Below are 26,206 nucleotides of genomic sequence, written 5' to 3' on the forward strand. Positions count from 1 at the left end.
GGGGGAGCGGGCGCCGGTCGTGCGGGAGCGGGCGGCGGGCGCGGCGGGGGCGGCGCGCAGGGCCGCGGCACGCCGAAGGGCCGGGGCGCCCGCGGTCGGGGCGGGAAGCGGCGGTGACGGCTCCGCCGCCCGCGCCGCAGGCTCCGGGTGGCCCGGTCGAGCTCGTGCTGCTCGACGCGGTGCCCCCGGACGAGCGCGGCCGGCTGCTCGCCGCCGCGCTCCGGCTCCGGCTGGGACCCGGGCAGGAGGAGTTCGTGCCGCCCGCGGCCGACGTCGTCGCCGCGGCCCACGCGGACCCGGGCCGGCACCTGCTGGTCGCCCGCCCGCCGGACGGCGACCCCGTCGCGCTCGGCGTGCTGCACCCCGGCGGTGCCCCGGCCGAGGTCGCGGCGCTGCTCGACGGCGTCGCCCCGGACGACGTCGTGCTGTTCCGCGGCTTCCTCGTCGACGTCGCGGCGCAGGGCGGCGGCGTCGGGTCGCGCGTCGTGCGGGACCTTCCCGGCGCGGTCGCGGCGCTCGCGGCGCTGCGGGGGCGGACGACGCCGTACGGGGCGCTCGTCCTCACGGTCAACGACCGCAACGCGGCGGGGCGGCGCGCGTACGCCCGCGCGGGGCTGCACGACCGCGGCGCATACCTCGGGGGCAGCGCCGGGCCGCAGCGGGTCATGGCGCGCGCGCTCGCAACATAGGCCTTGACGTATATAAGCACAGTCTGAAAGATGGGAGTCATGGAAGCGTTCGACGTCCTCGGCGACCCGGTGCGTCGCCGGATCCTCGAGCACCTCGCGCACGGCGAGCAGCCCGCCGGCGAGATCGCGGCGCGCGTGGGGGAGGAGTTCGGCATCAGCCAGCCCGCGGTGTCGCAGCACCTGCGCGTGCTGCGGACCAGCGGGTTCGCGTCGGTCCGCCCGGACGGGACCCGGCGCCTCTACGCGCTCGACCCGGCGGCCCTCGACGAGGTCGAGGACTGGACCGCGGGCCTGCGCCGGTTCTGGGAGCAGCGGCTGGACGCGCTCGGGACCGAGCTCGCCCGGGGTGCCCGCGAGCGCCGTCGGGCGACGGCGCCCGGCGCCGACGAGGACGACGAGCGCCCCGCCGACACCACGAGGAGGACAGCATGAAGGACTTCATCGCCGAGCTCGAGGCCGCGCGGCGCACCGTCGGGACGGGAGACCTGCCCGCCGGTGCGGCACGGGTCGTCACCATCGAGCGCACCTACCCGGCCGACGTCGAGGACGTGTGGGACGCCGTCACCGACCCCGAGCGCATCCCGCGCTGGTTCCTGCCCGTGACGGGCGACCTCCGGGTCGGCGGCACCTACCAGGTCGAGGGCAACGCCGGCGGGGAGATCCGCGCGTGCGAGGCCCCGCGGCTCCTGCGGCTCACGTGGGTCATGGGTCCGCCGACGCCGGAGGACTCGTCCGTCGTCGAGGTCCGGCTCGCGCCCGCGCCGGACGGCGGCACGACCCTCACGCTCGAGCACACCGCCGTCGTGCCGCCGGAGATGTGGGACCAGTTCGGCCCGGGGGCGGTCGGCGTCGGGTGGGACGGCGCCCTGCTGGGCCTCGGGCTGCACCTCGACGGCGGGGCGACGCTCGACCCCGAGGCCGTCCTCGCGAGCCCCGAGCTGCGCGCGTTCAACGTCGCGAGCAGCGAGGCGTGGGGAGCGGCGCTCGCCGCGGCCGACGGGCTCGACGCGGACGACGTCGCCGCCCGCGTCGCCGCCACGACGGCGTTCTACGTCCCTGCGGACGACGTCCCCGCCGAGGACGGCTCGGGCACCCGGTAGGGCCGCCCCCGCGGTCGCCGGTCGCGGGTCGCACCGGCGGTCCCGCGAGGTACCGCCCTGGGGGGACGCCCCGCGGCGGACGTCCGCCGCGGGGCGGATGTTCACCCGTGGTTCACCCGGCATACCCTCGTCCGATGACTTCGCCCGATTCGTCCCGCACCACGACCCTGCCCGACCCCGTCCCGACGCGTGACGAGAGCGACGGCGCGCCGGCCGGACCCACGGCCCCCGAGCCGTCGTCCGGGCTGGCGGGGCAGGCGCTCGTGGCGCTGTCGTGGCTCGTCGGGGCGGCGCTCGTCGTCCTCGTCGCCCGGATGCTGCGCGGGCCGAGCGAGTCCCTCTACCTCGCCGTCACGGCGCGCACGGCCGAGCTCCCCGGGACGGAGCTCGTCGCCGAGGGCGGCGTGCTCGTGCTCGTGGCCTGGTGCGTGCTCGTGGCCTGGCGCTCGCGCCGGGGCGGCCCGCCCGCGGTCGCGACGACGCTCGTCGCCGGCGTGGGCGCCGTCGTCGCCTACGCCGCGAGCGAGGCCGTGAAGTCGCTCGTGCGGCAGCCGCGCGGCTGCTGGGAGCTGGTCGAGGTCGCGCACTGCCCCGCGGCGGGCGACTGGTCGTTCCCGAGCAACCACACCGCGATCGCGTTCGCCCTCGCGACCGCCGTCGTCCTCGTCGGCGCGCCGGCCGTGCGGGTCCCCGGCGCCGTGCCGGCGCGGCACGCGACCCGCTCCCGCACGCGCGACCTGGCGGTGTGGGTCGTCGTGCCGGCCCTGCTGGCCGTGGCGGTCGCGGCGGCCCGCGTCGCCCAGGGCGTGCACTTCCCGCACGACGTCGTGGCCGGCGCGGCCGTGGGCGTCGCCGTGGTCGTGGCGGCGGTGACGGTGCTCGCCGGTCCCGCCACGACGGCCGTCGCGGCGGCGTGCCGCGTCGACGGGGTGCGCCGCGTGCTGCTCGCCCGACCGTCCTGACCCGCCCGCGGGCCGCGCCGTCAGCGCGGCGCGGTGACGAAGACGTCGAACAGCTCCGGGTGGTGGGCGTGCACGAGCACGGCGAACACCACGACGTCGAACAGCAGGTGGACGGCCACGACGTAGGTGAGGGACTTGCTCCAGGAGAAGATCCAGCCCTGGACGAGCGCGAACGGCACGGTGAGCAGCGGGCCCCACTCGCGGTAGCCGAGCTCCCAGAGGAACGACACGAAGACCGTCGCCTGGAGCAGGTTCGCCGTCCACACCCCGAAGTGCTCGCGGTACAGCGCGAAGACCACGCACACGAAGAACAGCTCGTCCCAGATGCCCACCGCGTTGACGCCGACGAACAGGCGCGCGATCTCCGCGCCGCCCGTGATCGGCGGCCAGTTGAGGTACGCGCCCGACCCGATGAAGTAGAACGGCAGGATCAGGTAGCCCGCCACGACGACCACGACCAGGTACACGACCTGCCCCCGCGTCCAGCGGCGCCCCGTCGCGACGGGGAACGTGACGGCGTCCTCGCGGAAGACGAAGCGGGACAGCGCCCACGGGACGAGCACCGCGAGGGAGAGCACGACGGCGAAGCGCACCATGCCGGCGTCGGACAGGTCGGCCTTCAGCGGGATCGTCGAGATGATCCCCATCCCGACGCCGACCAGCGCGAGGTCGCGGCCGAGGCGCCGGTCCACGAGCAGCCCGAGCGCGACCCCGAGGACGAGCGGGACGTACCCGAGCGGGCGCGCGTGGACCGCGAAGAGCAGCACCGCGGAGCCGGACACGAGGACCGCGGCGAGCAGGCGCAGGGGCGACCCGACCGCCCAGGGCGGGCGGGCGGCGTCGGGAAGCGGGCTGAGCGCGGCGGAGGTCACGCGCACACGGTGCCACGACCCGCGGGCCCGGGCGCGCGCCGCCGCGCCGGGACCGGGCCGCGACCGGGCCGCGCGGTCCGCGACGCTACAGCTCCTCGTACACCGCCGGGTCCTGGTCGTTCGTGCGCCCGTCCGCCCGGGCCAGCCCCGTCAGGGCGTTCATCTCGTGCGTGGTCAGCTCGAACGAGAACACGTCGAGGTTCTCGCGCTGACGCTCCGGCGACGACGCCTTCGGCAGCGGCACGACGCCGAGCTGCACGTGCCAGCGCAGGATCGCCTGCACGGGGGAGACGCCGTGCGCGGCCGCGACCTGCGTGACGACCGGGTCCCGGAGCAGGTCGTTCGCGCGACCGATCGGGCTCCACGCCTCCGTGACGACGCCGCGCTCCGCGTCGGCCGCGCGCTGGAGCGGCTGCGGGAAGTACGGGTGCAGCTCGACCTGGTTCACGACCGGCGTCACGCCCGTCGCCGCGATCACCGCGTCCAGGTGCTCCGGCAGGAAGTTCGAGACGCCGACGTGCCGGACCAGGCCCCAGTCGCGGCACTCCACGAGCGCCTCGTACGCCTCGACGTACCGGCCCACGCGCGGGTTGGGCCAGTGCACGAGGTACAGGTCGATCTGGTCCAGGCCCGTGCGCAGCACCGACTCCTCGACCGTCCGGACGGCGTCGTCGTGCGCGTGGTGGCGCCCGGGGAGCTTCGACGTCACGAGCACGTCCTCGCGTGCGACGCCCGCGCGGCGCACCGCCGCACCCACGGCGCCCTCGTTCTCGTAGCTGAACGCGGAGTCGATCAACCGGTACCCCGCGTCGATCGCGCGCGCGACGGCGTCCGCACCCTCCTCGCCCTGGAGCCGGTAGGTGCCGAGGCCGATCGCGGGGATCGTCGTGCCGTCCTGCGCCGCGAGGGTGGGGATCGAGGTCATGCCCTCCATCTACGCACGGTGCGCGCCCGGTCGCTCGCTCGCTCGGCTCACGCGTCCCTCCGAGGGCCCGCGGCTCGGCACTTCAGCGTGCCCCACGAGGACTGCCGCGCCCGACGCCTGAGCGGTACCCGAGAACGGGGCTCCCTCCGGCGCTCCCGACCCTCATCCACGTCGATCGAGGTCTGCGGTGGTGTCGGCCGTCTCGAGCGCGTGCAGAGAGACGTACCGCTGGCGCTGGACGAACGCAGATCCGCGTCCGGTCGCGAGGTGCGGGATCGGCTGTCGTAGCGACCGGTGTCGAGGGTCGCCTGGCGCGGAGAGGAGGAACACCTGGTACCGACCGCCGGTCCAGCCTGCCTGGCGGGCAGCAGGGATCAGGCGGGCTATCCGGCGGTCGAAGCGGTCCGACGACCGTTCGAGGCGTGCCGCCTCCTCGTCCGTCCACGCCACGTCGTCCCGGCGGTGCTGGATCCTGGGCACGTCCGACATGATCTGCCGGTCCGCGTAGAAAGCCATCCTCTCGACGGGGCGGAAGGCGCGCGCAGCCTGACAGACGTACGCGCGATGTCCTTCGTACAGGGGCCACGCGTCGGGAGCAGGCACGACGACGGTGTCCTCGATGGTGACCGGTCGTTCACGGTAGACGTCCATCGCGCGTGAGCACTGCTCCAGCCACCGCGCAGCGGCGGGATCGATGAATCCCGCGAGCTCGACGACCTGCCTGATCTCGAACGGGACGTCGACGTTCACCATGGAGTCGTGATGGGCGAGCCGGTTCCGGAACTTCCGGACTCGTTCCACGGCCGACGAGACCTGCTTCCTCCGCCCGTCGCTGTAGGGGAACGCGTGGCGGACGGCATCTCGCCACAGCTCTTCGTAGCGTGACCCCAGCAGACCGGACCAGAACCCGAAGCTCAGTCCCGCGACGATCTGGTGCCGACTCTCCTGGCCCCGTGGGCGCAAGCGAGATCGCACCGTCTCGACCTGCTCCGCGACGGACTCCCCGCCGGGCGCCGGCAGCAGGAACCACGGGATGCCCACGGCGCGTTCGCGGAAGTGCTCTGCGAGCGCACGGTCGAGGGCGTTGCGCATCAGGACCTCGAGATGGCCGACGATCTCGAACGCCGCGGAGGCCGTGCGACAGCTCCACTCGTAGAGATCGAGCGCTCGAGCCCGGTCGTCGTCCGCGACCCGCAGGTAGGGCGCCATGCGCGGTTCGGACAGGAGCTCCCAGACCACCAGTGACGTAGGCGCTCCCTGGCTCGTACCTGTGCCCCCATCGCTCTCGTGCGCCCCCTCGCCCTGAGTCATGCCGGGATGATAGCGTCGACGACGAACGCCCCAGTGCCGCCTCTGACGCAAGCGCCTGGGGCTTACCCCTGCCTGGACGACCGTCTCTCCAGGGACGGTCGCGGCCGCCTGTCGACGTCGACACGGACCACCCTCGGGTACCGACACCACCAGGGCGTGGAGCATTTGCCGATCTGCCTGGGGCAGAGGTCGTCGCCTCGGTACCTGAGGACGCGTGCCGCAGCCCGGACCACGAGGGCCGGACCGCGGCACGCGGCCGGACGGCTACGCGGCGCTCGGGAACGGGACCCCCGTGGTCGCGTGGCAGCGGTAGCCGTTCGGGTTCTTGTCGAGGTACTGCTGGTGGTAGTCCTCGGCGTAGTAGAACGGCCCGGCCTCGGCCGCGGGGCGCATCTCGGTCGTCACGGGGTCGTAGCCCTTGGCCTCGAGCACCGCGGAGTAGCGCGCCGCCGTCTCGCGGACGGCCTGCTCCTGCTCGGGCGTCGTCCAGTACACGGCGGACCGGTACTGGGTGCCGACGTCGTTGCCCTGGCGGTAGCCCTGCGTCGGGTCGTGGCGCTCCCAGAAGATCTTGAGCAGCTCCTCCTCGGAGACCTTCGTCGGGTCGTACGCGACGAGCGCCGTCTCGGTGTGGCCGGTGCGCGCGGTGCACGCCTCCTCGTAGGTGGGGTTCGGCGTCGTGCCGCCCATGTAGCCGACGGCGGTGCTCACCACCCCGGGGACCTGCCAGAAGATCTCCTCGGCGCCCCAGAAGCAGCCCATCGCCAGGTAGAGCACGCGCGTGCCCTCGGGCCACGGGCCGGTGATCGAGGTGCCGAGCACGGTGTGGGGACGCGGCGCCTGCAGCACGGGCGACTGGCGCCCGGGCAGCGCGTCCTCGGGGGCGATCATCGTCGTCTTGCCGGACGAGCCGAAGATCGCGTCGAAGATCGAGTTCATCGCTTACCTCCTGAGGTGCCCGGACGACCGGGGCGCTGGCCCACGACGCATCGTCCTGGCACGGGGTAGAACGCGGCGGGGGCGGTCGGTGTTCCGCGGACGCACCGCGACCCGGGGGGCCGGGAGCGCGTCCGGCCCGAGCCTCTCACGGGACGATCGAGTCGATGTACCCGCCGTCGACGCGCACCGCGGCGCCGGTCGTCGCCGACGCGAGCGGCGACGCGAGGTAGGCGACCATGTGGGCGATCTCCTCCGGCTCGATGAGGCGCTGGAGCAGCGACTGCGGACGGTGCTCGCGCATGAACACGCGCTGCGCCTCGTCCCACGGCAGGTCGTCGCCGACGAGCTCGCGCGCGAACGCCTCCACCCCGCCCGTGTGCGTCGGCCCGGCGAGCACGCTGTTCACCGTGACGCCCGTGCCCGCCGCGGCCTTGGCGAACCCGCGCGAGACGCCGAGCAGCGCCGTCTTCGTCACGCCGTAGTGGATCATCTCGGCCGGGATCACGACCGCCGAGTCGCTCCCGACGAACTGCACCCGGCCCCAGCCGCGCTCCGTCATCCCCGGCAGGTACGCGCGCGTGAGCCGCACGCCCGCGAGGACGTTCACCTCGAAGTAGCGGCGCCACGTGGCGTCGTCGATCGCGAGCGGGTCCGCGCTCGAGAAGATGCCGAGGTTGTTCACCAGCACGTCGACGTGCGGCACGGCGTCGAGCACGGTCGCCGTCCCCTCGTCGGTCGCGAGGTCCGCGGCCACGCCCAGCACGTCCGCCCCGGGCACGTGCTCGCGCACGTCCGCGGCGGCCCGCTGCGCCGTCTCCTCGGAGCGCCCGTTGACGACGACCGCCGCGCCGCACGCCGCGAGCGTGCGCGCGATCGCGAGCCCGATGCCCTGCGCCGAGCCGGTGACGAGCGCCCTCCTGCCGTCCAGGTCGATCCTCATGCGCGGGCTCCTTCCGGGTCGTCGGACGACGGTCGCCGCCCGCCTCCCTACCGTGCCCCGCGGCGGTCGCGGCCGCCACCGCCCCGCCGCCCCCCGCCATGGCCGCCGTCGAGCAGGTGGTCCTGGCTCGTCCGGGTAGCGGGACGGACCAGGACCGCCTGCTCGGCGCAGGGGGTGCGCCTAGGCTGGTCGGGTGACCACCTCGAGCGAGCACCCCGACTGGACCACCACCGGCTTCTCCACGCGTGCGATCCACGCGGGCCAGGACCCGGACGCGACGACCGGCGCCGTCGTGCCGCCGATCCACCAGGTCTCGACGTACAAGCAGGACGGCGTCGGCGGGCTGCGCGGCGGCTACGAGTACTCGCGCTCCGCGAACCCGACGCGCACCGCCCTCGAGGAGGCGCTCGCGGCCGCGGAGTCCGGGGGCCTGCGCCCGACGGCGGACGGCTCGCCCGCCGCGCGCGGGTTCGCCTTCGCGTCCGGCCTCGCCGCCGAGGACACGCTGCTGCGGGCCGTCGTGCGCCCCGGGGACCACGTGATCGTGCCCGACGACGCGTACGGCGGCACCTACCGCCTCATCGCCCGCGTGTTCGGGCCGTGGGGCGTCGAGCACACGCCCGTCGACCTCACGGACGTCGAGGCCGTGCGCGCGGCCGTGCGCCCCGAGACGCGCGTCGTCTGGGTCGAGACCCCCACGAACCCGCTGCTCGGCGTGAGCGACGTCGCGGCGCTCGCGGGCGTCGCGCACGACGCCGGGGCGCTGCTCGTCGTCGACAACACCTTCGCGACCCCCTACCTCCAGCAGCCGCTCGCGCTGGGTGCGGACGTCGTCGTGCACTCGACCACGAAGTACGTCGGGGGCCACAGCGACGTCGTCGGGGGAGCGCTCGTCGTGGCGACGGGCGCGCAGCTCCCCGGCGGGCTCGCGTCGCCCGCGGGCGGCACGGACGTCGCGGGGGCGGTGGGCTTCCACCAGAACGCGTCGGGCGCCGTCGCCGGGCCGTTCGACGCGTGGCTCACGCTGCGCGGGCTCAAGACGCTTGCGGTGCGCATGGACCGCCACCAGGCGAACGCGGCCGCGGTCGCGGAGTTCCTCGACGCGCACCCGGCCGTGACCGAGGTGATCTACCCGGGCCTCGCGTCGCACCCGGGCCACGAGCTCGCCGCGCGTCAGATGTCCGGTTTCGGCGGCATGGTCTCGTTCCGCGTGGGCAGCGAGGCGAAGGCGCTCGACGTGTGCGCGCGCACGCGGGTGTTCACTCTCGCGGAGTCGCTCGGCGGGGTCGAGTCGCTCGTTGAGCACCCCGGACGCATGACGCACGGTTCCGTCGCCGGCACGGCGCTCGAGGTCCCCGACGACCTCGTCCGGCTCTCCGTCGGCATCGAGGACGTCGAGGACCTCCTCGCCGACCTCGGGCAGGCGCTCGCCTGACGGGGAGATCCTGCGCACACCGCGCGGGCTCGCCGTGCGCAGGGGCGCGCGGCGGGGGCCGCTCCCCTAGGGTTGCGCTGTGAGCGCGCAGACGGACCAGCACCGCACCCCCGACCCGCTTCCTCCCGCGCGTCCCGGCGCAGCGGCCGTGCCCGACGCCGTGCGCTCGGCCGCCGCGTGGTCGTGGCGCCTGCTGCTCATCGGCGCGGCGATCGCGGCCGGGCTGTGGGTCGTGACGCAGCTCAAGGTGATCGTCGTGCCGATCGCGGTGGCGCTGCTGCTCACCGTGCTCCTCACGCCGGTCCAGCGGTTCTTCCGGCGGCACCTGCGCATGTCGCGCGGCCTCGCGTCGGGCGCCGCGCTCATCGCGCTCATCGTCGTGGTCGCGGGGCTCATCGCCATCGCGGGGCAGCAGATCGTCAGCGGCTTCCAGGACCTGCGCGACCAGGCCGTCGAGGGCTTCGAGCAGTTCACGAACTGGCTCGCCGACGGCCCCCTCGGCCTCGACTCCACCACGCTCTCGCACTGGCTCGACCAGGCGGGGACCGCGGTCTCCGAGAACCAGGACTCGATCGTCTCGGGCGCGCTGGGCGCGGCGACGACCATCGGCCACGTGCTCGCCGGGGCCCTCATCGCCCTGTTCTGCACGTTCTTCTTCCTGCTCGACGGCCGCTCGATCTGGTCGTGGGTCGTGGGGCTGCTCCCGCTGCGCGCCCGCGACCGCGTGCACCAGGCCGGCCGCCGCGGCATCGTGACGCTCGCCGCGTACACGCGCACCCAGATCCTCGTCGCCGCCGTCGACGCGGTCGGCATCGGCGTCGGTGCCGCGTTCTTCGTGCCGTCGCTCGCGCTGCCGCTCGGCATCCTCGTCTTCGTCGGGTCGTTCATCCCGATCGTCGGTGCCATCGTCACCGGGTCCATCGCGGTGCTCGTCGTGCTCGTCGCGCAGGGCTGGGTGCAGGCGCTCGTCATGCTCGGCATCGTGCTGCTCGTCCAGCAGATCGAGGGCCACATCCTCCAGCCCTTCCTCATGGGGCACGCGGTCTCGCTGCACCCCGTCGCCGTCCTGCTCGTCGTCGCGGCGGGCAGCTTCGCCGCGGGCATCGTCGGCGCGCTGTTCGCGGTCCCGATCGCCGCGGTGCTCAACACGGTGGTGCTCTACCTGCACGGCCACGACAAGTTCCCCGAGCTCGGCACCGACGACCGCGTCGTCGTGCGCGGCAGCCCGCAGCCGCCCGTCATCGCGCGCGCCGAGTCCGACCTCGACGACACGGGCGCCCGCCGCCCCGGTCGCCGGGCGCACGACGCCGGCGGCTCGGCGGTCGTCGAGACGCAGGACGCCGGCGTCGCCGACGCACCGGGCGAGGGCACGCCGGGAGAGGCGCGGTGACCTCGGGTCCCGTGCCCGTCCCGCTCGACGACGTCCGCGACGCCGCCCGCCTGCTCGACGGCGTCGCGTACCGCACGCCGGTCCACACCACCCGGGCTATCAGCGAGGCGGCGGGAGTCCGGGTCCTGCTCAAGTGCGAGAACCTCCAGCGCGCGGGGTCGTTCAAGGTCCGCGGCGCCTACGTGCGCATGGCGCGCCTGAGCGCCGACGAGAAGGCGCGCGGCGTCGTCGCGGCGAGCGCGGGCAACCACGCGCAGGGCGTCGCGTTCGCCGCGGGACTGCTCGGCATCCGGGCCGTCGTGTACATGCCGGTCGACGCCGCGCTCCCGAAGGTCGCGGCGACGCGCCAGTACGGTGCCGAGGTCCGGCTCGTGGGCGCCGACGTGGACGAGACGCTCGCCGCCGCGCGCGCCGAGGCCGACCGCACGGGTGCCGTCTTCATCCACCCGTTCGACCACCCCGACGTCGTCGCGGGCCAGGCGACCATCGCGCTCGAGATCCTCGAGCAGGTGCCCGACGTCCGGACCGTCGTCGCCCCGCTCGGCGGCGGCGGGCTCGTCGCCGGGCTCGCCGCGGCGTTCGCCCAGGCCGCGCCGCACGTGCGCGTCATCGGGGTGCAGGCGGAGCGCGCCGCCGCCTACCCGGGCTCGCTCGCCGCAGGAGAGCCGACGACGGCCCGGCTCGCCGGGACGATGGCCGACGGCATCGCCGTCGGGACCCCGGGAGCGGTGCCGTTCGGGATCGTCGCGCACCACGGCGTCGGGGTGCGCACCGTGACCGAGGAGGAGATCTCCCGGTCCCTCCTCATGGTCGCCGAGCGCGCGAAGCTGCTCGTGGAGCCCGCCGCCGCTACGGGCGTCGCGGCGCTCCTGTCCGGGACGGCCGCGGTCGACGCGGGCGCGGCGGACCCGGTCGAGGGACCGGTCGTCGTCGTGCTGTCCGGGGGCAACGTCGACCCGCTCGTGCTGCTGCGGGTCGTGCGGCACGGCCTCGCCGCCGCGGGCCGGTACATCCAGCTCCAGGTGCTGCTCGACGACCGCCCCGGCGCCCTCGCGCGCATGCTCGAGGCGGTCGCGGCGAGGCGCGGCAACATCATGCACATCGACCACGACCGCACGGACGTGGGCCTCGCGATCGGCGAGGCGTGGGTGCGCATGCAGGTCGAGACCAAGGGCCCCGAGCACTGTGACGAGCTCGTCGCGCACCTGCGTTCCGCGGGCTACCGCGTCGAGCGCAGCGACGGCGGGTCGCCGCGGGTCTGACGAGACCTGAGAAGCGAGAAGTGGCCCCTCCGACACGTGTCGGAGGGGCCACTTCTCACGTCTCGCCCGGCGGAGTGCGGCCGCCGGGGGCGCGTCAGCCCTCGAAGGGCTTCGCGGCGGTGATCTTCACGGCGATCTCGTTGCCGTTCGGAGCGGTGTAGCTGGTCTCGTCGCCGACGGTCTTGCCGTCGATCGCGGCACCGAGCGGGGACGTCGGCGAGTACACGTCGAGGTCCGTCGTGCCGGCGATCTCGCGCGAGCCGAGGAGGAACGTCATCTCGTCGCCCGCGACGACGGCCGTGACGACCATGCCGGCCTCGACCTTGCCGTCGTCCGGCGGCGTGCCGATGCGCACGTTGCGCAGCTTCTCGGTGAGCTCGCGGATGCGGGCCTCGTTCTTGGCCTGCTCCTCGCGGGCGGCGTGGTAGCCGCCGTTCTCCTTGAGGTCGCCCTCGTCACGGGCGGCGGCGATGCGCTCCGCGATCTCGGTGCGGCCCTCGCCGGACAGGTGGGCGAGCTCGGCCTGCAGCCTGTCGTGCGCCTCCTGGGTCAGCCAGGTGACGGTGGTGTCGGTCACGGTTCGCTCCTTCCTTTCCATGGTTCGACGGTCGCGCCGGGCACGGCCGTGCAGAGTCGGGCAGCCGGGGCGCGTGCTCACGCGAGCGCCTGCCTGCCCGGGTCGGTGACGCTGCCCGGGTGGCAGCGCGGAGGACTGGTTCCCGCCGGACCGCCGGGTCGCCCGGTGGTCGGTCGCCTGTCACGAGCACCGGCCGCGGGCCGCACGCGGTCGGGTGCGGGAATCCCTCAGGATAGCAAAGCACGAGGTGCCGACGGCGCGGGGCGGGGCGGCCACGGCGCGGCCCGGGGCCGAGGCACGCCGCGTCGCGAGGGCCGGAGTCCGACGGTGGAGTCCGGGAGCCGGACGTCACGACGGTCCGGGGACTCGACGACCCGGCGGCAGGTTCGCGCGACGGTCGCGGCCGGGCGGCACGACGGCCGGGCGGCTCAAGGAGCCGGGCGGCAGGACTGGACGATCCCCGTCGTGGCGAGCTCCGACGTCGCGACGCTCACGGTGTAGCGGGACTCCGTGACCTCGACGGGGCCGACCGTCACGTCGACCGTGCCGACCTGCGCGTAGCTCTCGGCGAGCGCGTCGAGGGTGCACGTCGCCGTCGTGCCGGGATCCATGTACACCTCGAACGTGACGTCCACGCGCTCCGGGCTGACGACGGTGTACCCGAAGTCCTTGAAGCGCACCGGCTCGTTCGCGTAGCGCAGCCCGATGACGAACGTGATCGCGAGCCCGACGACCGCGACGAGCACGATCCCGACGACCGCCAGGCGCCGACGCCGCTCGGTGGGCTCGGGCCCGTACCGGCCCGCCGGAGGGCGCAGGGGCGTGCTCGGGCTCGGCTGCGGGGCGGTGGTCTCGTTCGTCATGGTGCGGTCCCGTGGTCGGTGCCGCCGCGCCCCGGTCGCGGGCCCGGCGGGTGCCGGCGGTGGTCGGCGGTTCGTCAGGTGTGGGCGCGGTGGTGGATCATGTCCTCGACCCATCTTCGCAGAGCCCCGGCCCTCGTCGTGCACCCACGGCGTCCTGTGCCGCGTCCCGGGCCGCGCGAGGAGACGTACGACGCACCCGGGAGGACCAGTGGCCGAACCCGCGGCCGGATCGACCACCCACCGCGAGCAGCCGGAGACGCTCCGTCTCCTGGCCGTGCACGCGCATCCCGACGACGAGTCGAGCAAGGGCGCCGCGACGACGGCGCGCTACGCGGCCGAGGGCGTGGACGTGCTCGTCGCCACGTGCACCGGGGGCGAGCGTGGCGACATCCTCAACCCGAGCTTCGGCGAGGGCCCGGCGGACATCGAGGGCATGCGTGCCCTGCGTCGCGTCGAGATGGCCGCCGCGGCGCGCGCGCTCGGCGTCCGGCAGCAGTGGCTCGGGTTCGTCGACTCGGGGCTGCCCGAGGGGGACCCGCTGCCGCCGCTGCCCGAGGGCTCGTTCGGTCTCGTGCCGCTCGAGGAGGCGGCCGCGCCGCTGGTCGAGCTCGTGCGCGAGTTCCGTCCGCACGTCGTCACGACGTACGACCCGTCGGGCGGCTACCCGCACCCGGACCACGTCATGTGCCACCGCGTCGCGTTCGAGGCGTTCCACGCCGCGGGCGACCCGGAGCGCTACCGCCGGGAGGGCGGTGCGGCGCCCTGGTCGCCGCTCAAGCTGTACTACAACCACGACTTCTCGATGAACCGCATCCGCACGCTCCACGAGGCGATGCAGGGCGCGGGCCTGGAGTCGCCGTTCGGCGACTGGGTCGAGTCGCGGTCCGCGCGGGAGATCCCCGAGCGCGAGGTCACGACGCGCGTCCACGTGGCGCGCTACTACGCCCAGCGTGACGCGGCGCTCATCGCGCACGCGTCGCAGATCGACCCGGAGGGCTTCTTCTTCGCGATCCCGCGCGACCTCGAGGTCGACGTGTGGCCGTTCGAGGAGTTCGAGCTCGCGGAGTCGCGCGTCCCGACGGACCTGCCGGAGGACGACCTGTTCGCCGGCGTGCGGGAGCTCGTCGCGGGCGAGGAGGTGGCCTCGTGAGCGCGGCACCCTTCCTCGACGTGCCGACGCTCGCGGGCGGCCCGGGCTGGGCGGCGGACGTCGTCGCGGAGACCGCGACGCCGAGCCCGTCGGACGACCCGCTGCGCGAGGACCTGGACCCGAACGACGTGTCGCCCGGTCTCGCCGGTTTCCTCGCGATCTTCGCGGTGGCGGTCGCGACCGTCGCCCTGTTCTTCGGGCTCTCGCGCCAGCTCCGACGCATGCGGCACAACGCCGAGACCCAGGGGATCGGCCCGGACGGCCCGGTCGACGCGACCGCCCCGGAGACCCCCGCCGGCTCCGCGACCGCCGGCTCCGGACCGGACGGCTCCGCGTCCGACGGCGCCGCGCCGGACGGCTCCACGTCCGGCGGCACCCGCGACGCGCGCGGCCCGGACGAGAGCGGCCCGGAGCGGCAGGGCTGACCGTGGCGACCGGCGCTCGCGTCACGATCGGGCAGCTCGAGGTCTCGGCCGACCACGCCGCGAACCTCGTGACGGTCGGCGCGGCGTTCCGGGAGGCGGCGCGCGTGCGCGCCGACCTGCTCGTGCTGCCGGAGTACGCCGCGGCGTTCGACCCGCGCGGCACCGGCGCGGAGCACGCGGAGCCGCTGGACGGGCCGTTCGTCGGCACGTTGCGCCGGCTCGCGCGCGAGCACGGTGTCGCGGTCGTGGCGGGGACCCTCGTGCCGGGCAGCGCGCCCGGCCGGGCGGTCAACGTCGTCGTGGCGGTCGACGCCGCGGGCGACCTCGTGGGCACGTACCGCAAGGTGCACCTCTACGACGCCTTCGGTCACCGCGAGTCGGACCGGCTCGACGCGGGGGACCCGGCCGCGCCCCCGCTCGTGCTCCGCGTCGGCGACCTGACGTTCGGCGTGATGACCTGCTACGACCTGCGCTTCCCGGAGAGCGCGCGGCGCCTCGTGGACGCGGGCGCCGACGTGCTGGTGGTGCCGGCCGCGTGGGCGGCGGGCGAGCTCAAGGCGGACCAGTGGCGCACCCTCGCGCGGGCCCGCGCGATCGAGAACACCGCCGTCGTGCTCGCCGTCGGCCAGGCGGGCCGGGGCGTGACCGGGCGCTCCCTGCTCGTCGGCCCCGACGGCCAGGTGGGGCTGGAGCTCGGCGAGCGCGCGGAGCTGCGCAGCGCGGACCTCGACCCGGCCGCGCTGGCCGCGGTGCGCGAGCGCAACCCGTCGCTCGCGAACCGGCGCTACGTCGTCGTCCCGAAGGACTGAGCCGGCGCGGGGCGCCCGGGTGGGCACTCCTCATCGAAGCGGGGGCTCAGCGCGCGGCGAGCGCCGCGATGAGGATCGCGGTGTAGTGGCACCCGTAGCCGACGACGGTGAGCACGTGGAAGGTCTCGTGGAAGCCGAACCAGCGCGGGCTGGGGTTGGGCTTCTTGATGCCGTAGACGACGGCGCCCAGCGTGTAGGCGAGGCCGCCGACGGCGACGAGCCAGACGATCGCCGGGCCGTTCGTCGTCGTCCAGAACTGGGGCATGTAGCCCACCGCGACCCACCCGAGCGCGACGTAGATGGGCACGTACACCCACCGCGGGGCGTCGAGCCACAGGATCCGGGCGAGGAGGCCGAGCAGGGCCCCGCTCCAGACGATCGCGAGCAGGATCGTCGCGGTCCGCTGGGGGAGCAGGAGCACGGCGAGGGGCGTGTAGGTGCCCGCGATGATGAGGAAGATGTTCGAGTGGTCGGCGCGTCGCAGCACGCCGGCGACGCGCGGGGACCACGTGCCGCGGTGGTAGACCGCGCTCGTGCCGAACAGCAGGCACGCGCTGAGGCCGAAGACGGCGCACGCGACCTTGCCCGCCACGGGCGGCGCGACGAGCACGAGCACGATGCTCGCGACGAGGGCGACGGGGAACGTCCCCGCGTGGATCCAGCCCCGCAGGCGCGGCTTGACGACCTCGGCGACCTTCGCGACGGCGTCGCCCACGTTCTCGCGGACGGACTCGAGCGCGTCGGTGCCGGATGCATGCGCGGGGCCCGGGTCGGCGGGCGGCGCGCTCGGGGTGCGGTCGCGGTCGGTCGGTCGGTCCACGACGTCTCCTCGGTGGTGTGTGTCCGGGCACGGAAGAGGCCGGCGCGGGGCTCCCACACCAACCTACGCCATCGTAAGTTACGCCAACGTAGGTTTGCGACCCGTCCCCGCCCCGCGGTGTGAAGATCCTGGGCAGGGGCGTGCGGAGCGGTCCCGGCCCGCCGGACCGGGCTCGGGCGAGCGGTAGCGTGTGCGGGTTCGGCCCGAGCGCCCCCACCGGGGCGCGCCCGCCGGGCGTCCCCGTCCGCCCATCGCCGAGGAACCAGCGTGCGCCTGCCCCGCCCCGTCTACGGACTCTACGAGCGTCGCCTCGCGGCGACCCTCTCGCGCGAGAGCGTCCCGCGCCACGTGGGGGTCATCCTCGACGGCAACCGGCGGTGGGCGCGCTCGTTCGGGGAGTCCACGGCGACCGGGCACCGCCGGGGCGCCGACAAGATCACGGAGTTCCTGGGCTGGAGCGAGGACCTCGGCGTCGAGGTCGTCACGCTGTGGATGCTCTCGACCGACAACCTGTCGCGGTCGCAGGAGGAGCTGTCGGCGCTGCTCGACATCATCGAGGACGCCGTGCGCGACCTCGCCGAGACGGGCCGCTGGCGCCTGCGGGTCATGGGCCGGCTCGACCTGCTGCCCGAGCGGCTCACGGCGGCGCTGCGCGACGCCCAGCAGCGCACGGCCGCCGTCGACGGGCTCCAGGTCAACGTCGCGATCGGCTACGGCGGGCGCCACGAGATCGCCGACGCCGTGCGGTCGTACCTGCGCGAGCAGGCCGCCGCGGGGGCGCGCCTGCAGGACCTCGCGGAGAACCTCGACGTCGAGCACATCGAGGAGCACCTCTACACCAAGGGCCAGCCGGACCCGGAGCTCGTCATCCGCACGTCGGGCGAGCAGCGCCTCGGCGGCTTCCTGCTCTGGCAGAGCGCGCACTCGGAGTTCTACTTCTGCGAGGCGTACTGGCCCGACTTCCGTCGCGTCGACTACCTGCGCGCGCTGCGCGCGTACTCGCAGCGCGAACGCCGCCTGGGCCGCTGACCGGCCACCCGGCGGGTAGGGTCGATGCGAACGCATCGACCGAGCCGTCCGGGGGCGACATGACGCAGCAGCACGCCGACGACGCGGGTCCCGAGCCGGGCCCCGGGAGCGCGCGCCTCGCCGTCGAGACGTGGGAGTCCCTCTTCCGGGCCCAGGTCGCGATCATGCGGCGGCTGCAGTCCGACCCGGTCTGGGACGGCCTGACCCTGCGCGAGTACGACGTGCTGTTCTCGCTGACGAAGGGCCCCGAGGACGGGATGCGGCTGCGCGACCTCAACGCGTACATCCTGCTCAGCCAGCCCTCGCTGAGCCGCATGGTGGACCGGCTCGCGGCGCGCGGCCTCGTCGACCGGGCGACCCCGCCGGACGACGCGCGGGGCACGCTCGTCCGGCTCACCCCGGCGGGCCGCGAGCTCCAGCGCACGACCGGCCGCGCGCACGCCCGGGCCATCGCGACGTACGTGGGCGGCGCCCTCGACGACGCCGACCTCGCGACGCTCGGCGAGCTGCTCGAGCGGCTGCGTGCCGCGCAGTCGGACATCCCGGACGCCGCGCCGGGACGCGCGGCGGGCGCCCCGGGCGTCTGAGCGCGCGCCCACGGACGACGCGGTCACTCCGGCCGCCTCGGTACCGGCCTCGCGGTCTCGGCGCTGTGGCGCGGAACACGTCCGGTCCGTCCCTTCCGCTACGGGCCGTCGCGCGTCGGCCTGCCTAGGATGCGAGCGTGTCCTCAACGCCGAGCACCACCCCGAACCCCGTCCCCGGGCCCCGTGCCGACGGCCCGCTGCGCGTCGTCGTCGCCCCCGACTCGTTCAAGGGCAGCCTGAGCGCCGCCGACGTCGCGCACGCCGTCGCGACGGGCGTGCGCAGCGTCGTCCCTGACGCGGAGGTCGTCGAGCTCCCCATGGCCGACGGCGGCGAGGGCACGCTCGAGGCCCTGCTCGCCGTGTGGGGCGTCCCGGCCCGGGAGGTCTCCACGGTCGACGCGATCGGCCGTCCCCGCACCGCGCGCTACGGGGTCTCGGCCGACGGCCGCCTCGGCGTGGTCGAGCTCGCCGAGGCGAGCGGGCTGCCCCAGGTGAGCGACGTCGCGCTGCAGCCCCTGCACGCGCACACCCGCGGCACGGGCGCCGCGGCGGCCGCCGTGCTCGACGCGGGCGTCGACGAGGTGATCGTGTGCCTCGGCGGGTCGGCGTCCACCGACGGCGGCGCGGGCATCCTCACGGGCCTCGGCGCGCGGCTCCTCGACGCCGACGGGACGACTGTGCCCGACGGCGGGGAGGGCCTCGCGCGGGTCGCGCGGCTCGACCTGTCCGGCCTGCACCCGCGGGCGCGCGAGGTCCGCTGGCGCCTCGCGGTCGACGTCACCAACCCCCTGCACGGCGAGCGGGGCGCGGCGCACGTGTTCGGACCGCAGAAGGGCGCCCAGCCGGCGGACGTGGCGTTCCTCGACGACGCGCTGCGGCGCTGGGCGGGAGTCCTCGTGCAGGAGACCGGCGTCGACGTGGCGGAGCTCGCGGGTGCGGGCGCCGCGGGCGGCGTTCCCGCGGGCATGGTCGGCGTCCTCGGCGCGGAGCTCGAGCCGGGCGCGCGCCTCGTCGCCGAGGCGGTCGGGCTGCCCGCTGCCATCCGCGCTGCCGACCTCGTCGTCACGGGCGAGGGGTCGTTCGACTCGCAGTCCGTGAACGGGAAGGTCGCGGACGCGATGGGCGCCCTCGCGGCGGAGGCGCCGCACCGGCCTCCGGTCGTCGTGCTCGCGGGCCGGGTGCTGCTGCCCGCCCACCAGGCGCGTGAGGCCGGGATCGCCGCGGCGTTCAGCATCGCGCCCGGGCCCATCGCGCTCGACGAGCTGCTCGACCGCACGGCGTCCCGCCTCGTCGACCTCGCGGCGACCGTCACGAGCCTGCACGTCGCGTCGCGGCGCTGACCGGCGCGTCCCCCGGCCGGCTCCCGGGGGACGGCGCCGCCGTCAGCGCTTCGGCCAGCTCCACGCGGGCTGGTCGAGGAGCCCCTCGCGCCCGGCGACCGTCGTCTCGCCGAACGGTGACCGCACGAGCTCGACCTCCACGAGCTCGTCCGCGCCGGGCAGGTCCGCCGGGCCCGACGCGGCGGCGTCGCGCAGCGCCTCGACGAGCGGCGGCGCGTGCGTGACGACCACGACCTGCGTCTCGCGGCCCGCCGCGTGCACGAGCGCGCCGAGCGCGGGCAGGAGGTCGGGGTGCAGACTCGTCTCCGGCTCGTTGAGCACGAGGAGCTCGGGCGGTCGCGGCGAGAGCAGCGCGGCGACGAGGAAGAGATAGCGCAGCGTCCCGTCGCTGAGCTCGGCGCCGGTGAGCGGCCGGAGCAGGCCGTCCTGGTGGAAGGCGACCTCGAACCGGCCGTCGTCGGCGTGCACCGCGAGCCGGCTGCCGGGGAAGGCGCGGGCGACGGCGTCGTCCAGCTCGTCGCCGCGCCCCAGGTCGCGCACGGTCTCCAGCGCTGCGGCGAGGTCCGCGCCGTCGTGCGCGAGGACGGGCGTGCGGGTGCCGAGCTGCGGCGAGCGCGCCGGGGCGTCGGCGTCGGTGCGCAGCTGGTCGTAGAAGCGCCACGACCGCAGGCGCTCGCGCACCGCGACGACCTCCGGCGCGCCCACCGGGTCGACGAGCTCGGTGAGCACGCTGTCGAAGGGCCGCAGGCGCGCGGGTGAGGACTGCCAGCGGCCCGCGTCGTCGCGCACGCGGACGGCCGGTCCGCGCCGCTCGACCTGGAGCGTCGCGGGCCGCGGGACGGGCCCCGACCAGACGGTCTCGACCTTGATCTCCGGGTCGAGGGCGAACGCCGACCCCGGGTGCTGCGGCAGGCCGAGGTCCACCGCGTAGCCCAGGTCGTCCGGCGTGGCCCCCGCGAACCCGAGGCGCAGCGCGACGGGTGCCGTTCGGCGCGTGCCCTGGACCGGGCCCCCCGCGCGCGCCGCCCGACCGCCCTGCTCGGGCCCGGCCCAGAGCGTCGACCGCAGCCCGCCCTCGCGGGCCACCGCGCCGACGGCGCCCCCGAGCGCGCACCCGGACAGCAGGCGCAGCGCGCGGTACAGGCTCGACTTGCCCGTCCCGTTCGCCCCGGTCACGACCGTGAGCCGCCCGAGCGGCAGCACGAGGCTCCGCAGCGAGCGGTAGCCCTCCACCGCGATCGTCGCGAGCATCGGTCACCTCCCGCCCGGCACGCTACGCGCCGGGTCCCACGCGGCGGCGCGGGACCCGGCGCGGAGCGTGGCGAGGCGGGCTGTGTGGCGCGTCAGTCGGTGATCGCGAACGCGTCGATCTCGACGAGCATCTCCTCGCGCGGCAGACCCGTGAAGACCGTGGTGCGGCTGGGGAGCACGCCCTTCGTGGTGTGCTGCGCGACGAACGCGCCGTAGGCGTCGTTCATGATCGGGAAGTCCTCGCGCTTCGTGAGGTACACGCGGAGCATGACGACGTCGTCGAACGTGGCGCCGGACGCCTCGACGATGGCGCGCACGTTCTCGAGCGTGCGCGTGGTCTGCGCGGCGACGTCGCCGGGGTAGAGGTACTCGTTCGTCGCCGGGTCGACGGGCCCCTGGCCCGAGACCTGGACGAACGGTCCCTTGCGCACGCCCTGGTGGAACGTGTGCGCGGGGGCCGGGGCGTCGGGGGTGGAGATCGCGGTCTTCTCGGTGGTCATGCGGGGTCCTCTCGGGGTGTCCGGGTGTCCGGGTGTCGTGCGGGGTCGGAGTGGGTCAGCGGTGTGGGTCGGTCAGAGGTCGATCGTCGCGAGGTCCACGACCTCGTCGCCCCGCACGACGGCGGCGACGCGCCACCGGTCGAAGGTCGTGCAGGGGTGGGAGATGCCGAAGCCGACGACGTCGCCCGGGCGGACCTGGGCGGTGGCGGGGCCGCCGACCTGCCCGGCCCCGGCCCCGTCCGCGTCCAGCGCGAGGTAGAGGTGCTGGTCGTTGAGCGCGGTGACACGGGTGCCGGCGAGCTCGCGCGGGGCGAGCCAGCCGTCGTCGGACTGCGAGCGCAGCCAGAGCGCGACGGGCAGGTCGATGTCGAACGAGACGTCGCGCCGGCCGATGCCGCAGACCGCGAGCCCGGGCTCCGGGACGGAGAGCACCTGGCCCCAGACGGTCGCGGCGGCGCGCAGCGGCTCGGCGCCGGGGATGCGGCTCCACGGGTCGGTGCGCGAGTAGAAGCCGTGGTCGTGCGTCACGTACGCGCCCGAGCGCACGACGACGCGGACCTCGACCTCGCGCCCGTCCGCGCCGGGGACCGGGCCGGGCAGCCCGGCGAGCACGACGTCGAGGAACGAGCTGCCGCCCGCCGACAGCACGAGCGGCTCGTCCACGCCCGCGAGACCCTCGCGCACGAACGCGGTGCCGAGCGTGCGCAGGTCCTCGCACCAGGCGGCGACGGCGCCGAGCTCGTCGGCGGTCGTGCCGCCCGCGACCGAGCCCTCGTACCCCGTCGCGCCGAGCAGGCGCAGGCCCGACGCGCGGAGAGCGCGCGCGAGGTCGAGCGCCGCGGCGGTGCTGCGGACGCCGGTGCGCCCGCCGGGGACACCGAGCTCGACGAGCACGCCGAGGCGCGCGCGGACGGCGGCCGGGGCGTCGGCGAACCCGCGGGCGAGCAGGTCGACCCCGTGCGGCGAGTCGACGCACAGCCACACCTCGTCGTCGCCTCCCGCGGCTTCGGCGCGCGCCAGGTCGTCGCGCAGCCACGCGATCTCGCGCGGGTCGAGCAGCTCGTTGGCGAGCAGCACGCGTGGCACGCCCCAGTCGCGCACCGTGCGCAGCTGGGACGGCGTCGCGACCGTCGCGCCCCACGCCCCGGCCGTAGCCTGGCGCGCGTAGAGCGCGCGGGACATCGTCGTCTTCACGTGCGGCGCGTGCTCGACCCCGCGCTCGGCGCACACGCGCGCGACGGTGCCGACGTTGTGGTCGAGCGCCGCGTCGTCGAGCGTGAGCAGCGGCCAGGAGAACGCGGTGTCGGTGACGCGCGGCGAGCCCGCGAGCACGTCCGCGACGGTGGTCCCGGCCGGGAGCCGCAGCCCCTTGGTCCGGGGCCCGACGACGTCGCCCGCCCAGGGGCGGTCGGGTGCGGGCCGCGCGGCGTCGTGCGTCGTGCCGGTCATGGGGTCCTCCTCGGGGACGGGGCTCTCGTGGACGGGGGCAGGGCGCGGGTCACGCCGCCGGTGCGCCCGGACGCAGCGGGCGGCCCGGGAGCGCGTCGGTGAGCGCGCCGTCGCGCAGGACGCGCACGCCCGCGACCAGCACGTCGTCCACGCCCGACGCCGGGCGGCGCGGGTCCTCGTACGTCGCCTCGTCGCGTACGCGGTCGGGGTCGACGAGCGCGAGGTCCGCGACCGCCCCCGGGACGACCGTGCCGCGCCCGGCGAGCCCGAAGCGCGCGGCAGGCCGCGCGGACAGGTGCGTGACGGCGTCGTGCCACGTCCAGTCCCCGAGCGTACGCACGTGCTCGGCGAGGAAGCGCGCGAACGCGCCCCAGCCGCGCGGGTGCGGGCGGCCGCCGCCCCCGACCGGCGCGTAGATCGCGTCGGACCCGCCCACGTGCGCCCGGTGGCGCAGCAGGGCGCGGACGGACTCGGGGGAGTTCGTGGGCGGCTGGGCGAACACGCACGACGCGCGCAGCCGCGTCGCGACGAGCAGCCGCACCGCGGTCTCGGCGGGGGACAGCCCCAGGCGCGCGGCGACGTCGGGCAACGTCATGCCCTCGGTCCACGACAGGTCCTCGGCCGGGCCCGCCGCGGCCCCGGCGGCGGGGCCGGTCGGGACCGCGGCCATCGTCACGCGCGGCCACAGGTCGGCCAGGTGCGGGAAGTGCTCGCGGTGCAGGCGCTCGAGCACCGCCGGGTCGGCGAGCGCCGCGACGGTCGCGTCGACGTCCGCGATGGGGAGCCACGTCGGCAGCGACACCATGGACAGGATCGAGCAGCCGCGCAGGTACGGGTACGAGTCGAACGTGACGTCCAGGCCCGCGGCGTGCGCGTCGTCGACGTACCCCAGCAGCTCCGCGGCCGGGCCGTGGTAGTGCGAGACGTGGGTCGCGACCCCGGACGTGCGTGCGACGCGCACGAGCTCCGCGAAGGCCGGCCCGGCCCGGTCCTCGTAGCCGCGCATGTGCGACACGTGAGGAAGTCCTCGCGCCGCGAGCACGCGCGCGAGCGCGACGAGCTCGGTCTCGTCGGCGTACGTCGCGGGGACGTACTCCAGGCCGGTCGACAGGCCGAGCGCGCCGTCGTCGAGCGCAGACGCGAGCAGCGCGAGCATGCGGTCGGTCTCGGCGGGCGTCGCGGGGCGCGCGGCGGCGCCGAGCACCGCGTAGCGGAGCGTGCCGTGCGGGGCGAGGTAGCCCACGTTGACGCGCGTCGTGCCGTCGTACGTGGCGAGGAGGTCGGCGACGGACCCGCCGCGGAACGTCGGGTGCTCGCCGTTGATCGCCGCGAAGTACCCGCTCGCCCAGGCGGCGGCGTCGTGCAGGCCCGACGTCGCGGGCCCGCCGTCGGCGTCCGGGCGCGGCGAGGGTGCGTAGGACACCCCGTCCTGCCCGACGACGACGCTCGTCACGCCCTGGCGCAGCATCGCGAGCTGCACGTCGTCGTCGAGCACGGCGGCCTCTCCGTGCACGTGCGCGTCGACGAACCCGGGCAGCAGGAGGCGGCCGTCCGCGTCCAGCACGTCGGCGCCCGCCGGAGCGGTCGCGGCCGCGGGCGCGACGCCCTCGACCCGGCCCGCGCGCACGGTGACGTCGACGGGGGCGGAGGGGCCGCCGTCGGGCTCGACGAGGCGCGCCCCGCGCACCACGAGGGCGCTCATGCCGGGCCGCCCGCGTCCTCGTCGCGACCCTCGACCCAGCCGCCGACGCCGCGCAGGCCGCCCGCGGCGAGCTCCTCGGCGCGGTCGCGCGGCCAGCCCGCGACCCCGGGCCGGGTCTGCCACGGGTGCGGCCCGTCGAGCGGCCGATACTCCACGCCGGCCGCGTCGAGGCGCGGCAGGTGGTGCGCGACGAGGCGCTCGTGGAACGCGCGGGCCGCGGGGGACCCGGGGGAGCGGTCGGCCTCGGGCGACCACATGACCTCGGCGAACGCTGCGAGGCGCGGGAACGCGGCGTAGTCGACGCGGCGCGCGGAGTCGAGGTGCTCGGACCAGAGCTCCGCCTGCCCGCCGAGCAGCGCGCCCGGCGCGGGAGCGGTGGCGGGACCGGCCGCCGTGCCGTCCGCGGCACCCGCGAGCTCGGCCGGCAGGGGCTCGAACGCGTACACGTCGTCGAGCGTGGTGAGGAACCCGACCGGCACGGGCTCGTCCGGGGTGTCGCCGCCGCGGTGGTCGAGGTACACGACCTGCTCGGGCGCCATGACGACGTCGTGGCCCGCCGCGAGCGCGTCCGCGCCCACGGCCCAGCCGCGCCACGACGTCACGACGACGTCGCGCGGGAGCGCGGGGCCGAACGCCTCGTCCCACACGACCGCCCGCCGACCGCGGGACGCGACGTGCTCGGCGAGCCGCGCGAGGAACCAGCCGTGCAGCCCGCCGACGTCGTCGAGCCCGAGCGCCTGCGCGCGCGCGACGATCGCGGGGTTCTCGCGCCACAGCGTCGTGGGCACCTCGTCACCGCCGATCGCGACGAACGGCGCGTCGAAGATCTCCAGCACCTCGTCGAGCACGTGCCGGAAGAACGTCAGCGACTCCTCCGACGGGTCGAGCACCTCGGTGCTCACGCCCCACGTCGTGCGGACCTCGTGCGGTCGCTTGCGCGTGCCGAGCTCCGGGTATGCGGCGACGGCGGCCTCCACGTGCCCCGGCGCGTCGATCTCCGGGACCACGGTGACGCCGCGCTCGCGCGCGTACGCGACGATCTCGCGCAGGTCGTCCTGCGTGTAGAAGCCGCCGTGCGGACGGCCGTCGGCGACGCCGGCGCGCCAGGTGCCGAGCCCGGACTCGCTCCGCCACGCACCCACCTCGGTGAGCCGGGGGTAGCGCGCGATCTCGACGCGCCATCCCTGGTCGTCCGTGAGGTGGAGCTGGAGCACGTTGAGCCGGTGCGCCGCGGCGAGGTCCACGAACCGCAGGACGTCGGCCTTCGGCAGGAAGTGGCGCGCGACGTCGAGCAGCACGCCGCGCCACGCGAACCGCGGGTGGTCGGTGATCGCGACGTGGGGGAGCGCGAGCGTGGAGCGACCGCCCGCGCCCGTCACGGCGGGAGCACGACGGAACGCGGCGGGGCCGGCGAGCTGGCGCAGGGTCTGGGCCGCGGCGTGCGCGCCGTCGAGGTCGGACGCACCGACCCGGACGCCGTCGTCGCCGACGACGAGGCGGTAGCCCGACGGCGGGAGGTCGTCGTCGACCGCGAAGACCACGGACGGGGTGCCGTCGGCGGGCGCGGCGCCCGCCGGGGCGGGCACGAGGTCGAGGCCGAACGCGTCCTCGGTGACGCGCCGCCACCAGCGCGCCGCGGGGCGCAGGGCGGGGTCCGCGACGACGGACGTCCCGTCCGCGACGACGGTCGTCCCGGCGCCGGGCTCGAGCGTCACCGGGGCGGGGAGGATCCCGGCGGGGTCCGCCGTGGACGAGGTGGGCACCTTTTGGAAGGACACCGAACGAGCCTATCGGGCCCGCGCCGTGTGGTCCTACCCGGCTGTGGACGGACGGACAGCGCTGCCGCAAACGTGCGTTGACCGCAGGGAGGATCACGCAA

At 75.8% G+C, this 26,206-nt stretch carries 26 protein-coding genes; 13 read left to right on the forward strand and 13 right to left on the reverse strand.

Translation table 11 applies throughout. The annotated features are described in order from the left end of the window. The first annotated feature begins 113 nt into the window (after nucleotides 1-113). From MT994_RS16310 to MT994_RS16325, 4 genes are all read left to right on the forward strand, one after another. Nucleotides 114-689: a GNAT family N-acetyltransferase gene (locus MT994_RS16310; RefSeq protein ID WP_354807089.1), complete on the forward strand. Its 576-nt coding sequence runs from the start codon at nucleotides 114-116 to the stop codon at nucleotides 687-689. 39 nt (nucleotides 690-728) lie between these two features. Next, on the forward strand, nucleotides 729-1,121 hold the full coding sequence (locus tag MT994_RS16315) for a metalloregulator ArsR/SmtB family transcription factor (RefSeq protein ID WP_354807225.1): 393 nt from the start codon (nucleotides 729-731) through the stop codon (nucleotides 1,119-1,121). After that, nucleotides 1,118-1,789 carry an SRPBCC family protein gene (locus MT994_RS16320; protein WP_354807091.1) on the forward strand — a complete coding sequence of 224 codons (672 nt, stop codon included), beginning with the start codon at nucleotides 1,118-1,120 and terminating at the stop codon, nucleotides 1,787-1,789. The genes MT994_RS16315 and MT994_RS16320 overlap by 4 nt, the downstream gene beginning before the upstream one ends. A gap of 134 nt (nucleotides 1,790-1,923) precedes the next feature. Then, the gene (locus tag MT994_RS16325) at nucleotides 1,924-2,751 is read left to right on the forward strand and encodes a phosphatase PAP2 family protein (RefSeq protein ID WP_354807092.1); all 828 of its coding nucleotides are present in this window, start codon (nucleotides 1,924-1,926) and stop codon (nucleotides 2,749-2,751) included. 20 nt (nucleotides 2,752-2,771) lie between these two features. Here the strand turns inward: MT994_RS16325 and MT994_RS16330 are convergent, their stop codons facing one another. The 5 genes from MT994_RS16330 to MT994_RS16350 all read right to left on the reverse strand — a co-directional run bounded on the left by MT994_RS16330 (nucleotide 2,772) and on the right by MT994_RS16350 (nucleotide 7,738). Continuing rightward, complete coding sequence (locus MT994_RS16330; protein WP_354807227.1) at nucleotides 2,772-3,557, reverse strand: CPBP family intramembrane glutamic endopeptidase; 786 nt, start codon at nucleotides 3,555-3,557, stop codon at nucleotides 2,772-2,774. 151 nt (nucleotides 3,558-3,708) lie between these two features. Continuing rightward, nucleotides 3,709-4,548: an aldo/keto reductase gene (locus tag MT994_RS16335; protein ID WP_354807093.1), complete on the reverse strand. Its 840-nt coding sequence runs from the start codon at nucleotides 4,546-4,548 to the stop codon at nucleotides 3,709-3,711. 162 nt (nucleotides 4,549-4,710) lie between these two features. Beyond that, nucleotides 4,711-5,859, reverse strand: a complete 1,149-nt coding sequence (locus MT994_RS16340) for a hypothetical protein (protein ID WP_021479763.1) — start codon at nucleotides 5,857-5,859, stop codon at nucleotides 4,711-4,713. A gap of 264 nt (nucleotides 5,860-6,123) precedes the next feature. Continuing rightward, nucleotides 6,124-6,798, reverse strand: a complete 675-nt coding sequence (gene msrA / locus MT994_RS16345; protein ID WP_021479764.1) for a peptide-methionine (S)-S-oxide reductase MsrA — start codon at nucleotides 6,796-6,798, stop codon at nucleotides 6,124-6,126. Between the two features lie 145 nt (nucleotides 6,799-6,943). Further along, complete coding sequence (locus tag MT994_RS16350) at nucleotides 6,944-7,738, reverse strand: SDR family oxidoreductase (RefSeq protein ID WP_354807095.1); 795 nt, start codon at nucleotides 7,736-7,738, stop codon at nucleotides 6,944-6,946. A 193-nt stretch (nucleotides 7,739-7,931) separates the two neighbouring features. On the opposite strand from MT994_RS16350, the gene MT994_RS16355 reads away from it, so the two are divergent. The 3 genes from MT994_RS16355 (at nucleotide 7,932) to ilvA (ending at nucleotide 11,825) form a co-directional block, all read left to right on the forward strand. Continuing rightward, nucleotides 7,932-9,173 carry a cystathionine gamma-synthase gene (locus MT994_RS16355; RefSeq protein ID WP_086150864.1) on the forward strand — a complete coding sequence of 414 codons (1,242 nt, stop codon included), beginning with the start codon at nucleotides 7,932-7,934 and terminating at the stop codon, nucleotides 9,171-9,173. Between the two features lie 79 nt (nucleotides 9,174-9,252). Beyond that, the gene (locus MT994_RS16360) at nucleotides 9,253-10,563 is read left to right on the forward strand and encodes an AI-2E family transporter (RefSeq protein WP_081600043.1); all 1,311 of its coding nucleotides are present in this window, start codon (nucleotides 9,253-9,255) and stop codon (nucleotides 10,561-10,563) included. Beyond that, a complete protein-coding gene (gene ilvA / locus MT994_RS16365; protein WP_354807097.1) occupies nucleotides 10,560-11,825 on the forward strand; it encodes a threonine ammonia-lyase in 1,266 nt (421 codons plus the stop codon). Before MT994_RS16360 ends, ilvA begins: the two co-directional genes overlap by 4 nt. Nucleotides 11,826-11,919: 94 nt before the next feature. Here ilvA and greA read toward each other — a convergent pair whose 3' ends face one another. Both greA and MT994_RS16375 read right to left on the reverse strand, forming a co-directional pair. Continuing rightward, nucleotides 11,920-12,402 (reverse strand): transcription elongation factor GreA, encoded by a 483-nt coding sequence (gene greA / locus MT994_RS16370; protein ID WP_021483866.1) that lies wholly within the window; start codon nucleotides 12,400-12,402, stop codon nucleotides 11,920-11,922. 428 nt (nucleotides 12,403-12,830) lie between these two features. Beyond that, the gene (locus MT994_RS16375; protein ID WP_061267455.1) at nucleotides 12,831-13,265 is read right to left on the reverse strand and encodes a DUF4307 domain-containing protein; all 435 of its coding nucleotides are present in this window, start codon (nucleotides 13,263-13,265) and stop codon (nucleotides 12,831-12,833) included. A gap of 208 nt (nucleotides 13,266-13,473) precedes the next feature. On the opposite strand from MT994_RS16375, the gene mca reads away from it, so the two are divergent. From mca to MT994_RS16390, 3 genes are read left to right on the forward strand one after another with little or no spacing between them, the layout of a single operon-like run. Next, nucleotides 13,474-14,415: a mycothiol conjugate amidase Mca gene (gene mca / locus MT994_RS16380; protein WP_051028194.1), complete on the forward strand. Its 942-nt coding sequence runs from the start codon at nucleotides 13,474-13,476 to the stop codon at nucleotides 14,413-14,415. Further along, nucleotides 14,412-14,840, forward strand: a complete 429-nt coding sequence (locus tag MT994_RS16385; protein ID WP_083711928.1) for a hypothetical protein — start codon at nucleotides 14,412-14,414, stop codon at nucleotides 14,838-14,840. Before mca ends, MT994_RS16385 begins: the two co-directional genes overlap by 4 nt. A 2-nt stretch (nucleotides 14,841-14,842) precedes the next feature. Beyond that, on the forward strand, nucleotides 14,843-15,649 hold the full coding sequence (locus MT994_RS16390; RefSeq protein ID WP_241005843.1) for a carbon-nitrogen hydrolase family protein: 807 nt from the start codon (nucleotides 14,843-14,845) through the stop codon (nucleotides 15,647-15,649). Nucleotides 15,650-15,695: 46 nt separating this feature from the next. Here MT994_RS16390 and MT994_RS16395 read toward each other — a convergent pair whose 3' ends face one another. Then, nucleotides 15,696-16,364, reverse strand: a complete 669-nt coding sequence (locus MT994_RS16395; protein ID WP_354807228.1) for a hemolysin III family protein — start codon at nucleotides 16,362-16,364, stop codon at nucleotides 15,696-15,698. A gap of 372 nt (nucleotides 16,365-16,736) precedes the next feature. Between MT994_RS16395 and MT994_RS16400 the strand changes: the two genes are divergently transcribed. From MT994_RS16400 to MT994_RS16410, 3 genes are all read left to right on the forward strand, one after another. After that, nucleotides 16,737-17,498: an isoprenyl transferase gene (locus tag MT994_RS16400; protein ID WP_043655243.1), complete on the forward strand. Its 762-nt coding sequence runs from the start codon at nucleotides 16,737-16,739 to the stop codon at nucleotides 17,496-17,498. A 59-nt stretch (nucleotides 17,499-17,557) separates the two neighbouring features. After that, nucleotides 17,558-18,085: a MarR family winged helix-turn-helix transcriptional regulator gene (locus MT994_RS16405; RefSeq protein ID WP_354807101.1), complete on the forward strand. Its 528-nt coding sequence runs from the start codon at nucleotides 17,558-17,560 to the stop codon at nucleotides 18,083-18,085. A gap of 137 nt (nucleotides 18,086-18,222) precedes the next feature. Further along, entirely contained in the window at nucleotides 18,223-19,425 is a 1,203-nt protein-coding gene (locus MT994_RS16410) for a glycerate kinase (RefSeq protein ID WP_354807102.1), read from the forward strand. 42 nt (nucleotides 19,426-19,467) lie between these two features. Here MT994_RS16410 and MT994_RS16415 read toward each other — a convergent pair whose 3' ends face one another. The 5 genes from MT994_RS16415 to MT994_RS16435 all read right to left on the reverse strand — a co-directional run bounded on the left by MT994_RS16415 (nucleotide 19,468) and on the right by MT994_RS16435 (nucleotide 26,105). Then, nucleotides 19,468-20,676: an AAA family ATPase gene (locus MT994_RS16415; protein ID WP_194521100.1), complete on the reverse strand. Its 1,209-nt coding sequence runs from the start codon at nucleotides 20,674-20,676 to the stop codon at nucleotides 19,468-19,470. A gap of 92 nt (nucleotides 20,677-20,768) precedes the next feature. Then, the gene (locus tag MT994_RS16420; protein WP_021483739.1) at nucleotides 20,769-21,176 is read right to left on the reverse strand and encodes a RidA family protein; all 408 of its coding nucleotides are present in this window, start codon (nucleotides 21,174-21,176) and stop codon (nucleotides 20,769-20,771) included. A 72-nt stretch (nucleotides 21,177-21,248) separates the two neighbouring features. Next, a complete protein-coding gene (locus tag MT994_RS16425) occupies nucleotides 21,249-22,625 on the reverse strand; it encodes an alanine racemase (RefSeq protein ID WP_354807104.1) in 1,377 nt (458 codons plus the stop codon). Nucleotides 22,626-22,674: 49 nt separating this feature from the next. Beyond that, a complete protein-coding gene (locus tag MT994_RS16430; RefSeq protein WP_354807105.1) occupies nucleotides 22,675-24,327 on the reverse strand; it encodes an amidohydrolase family protein in 1,653 nt (550 codons plus the stop codon). After that, nucleotides 24,324-26,105 (reverse strand): beta-N-acetylhexosaminidase, encoded by a 1,782-nt coding sequence (locus MT994_RS16435; RefSeq protein WP_354807106.1) that lies wholly within the window; start codon nucleotides 26,103-26,105, stop codon nucleotides 24,324-24,326. The genes MT994_RS16430 and MT994_RS16435 overlap by 4 nt, the downstream gene beginning before the upstream one ends. Nucleotides 26,106-26,206 lie beyond the last annotated feature (101 nt).

The organism is Cellulosimicrobium sp. MI9406 (assembly GCF_040595865.1).
Taxonomy (GTDB): Bacteria; Actinomycetota; Actinomycetes; order Actinomycetales; family Cellulomonadaceae; genus Cellulosimicrobium; species Cellulosimicrobium funkei.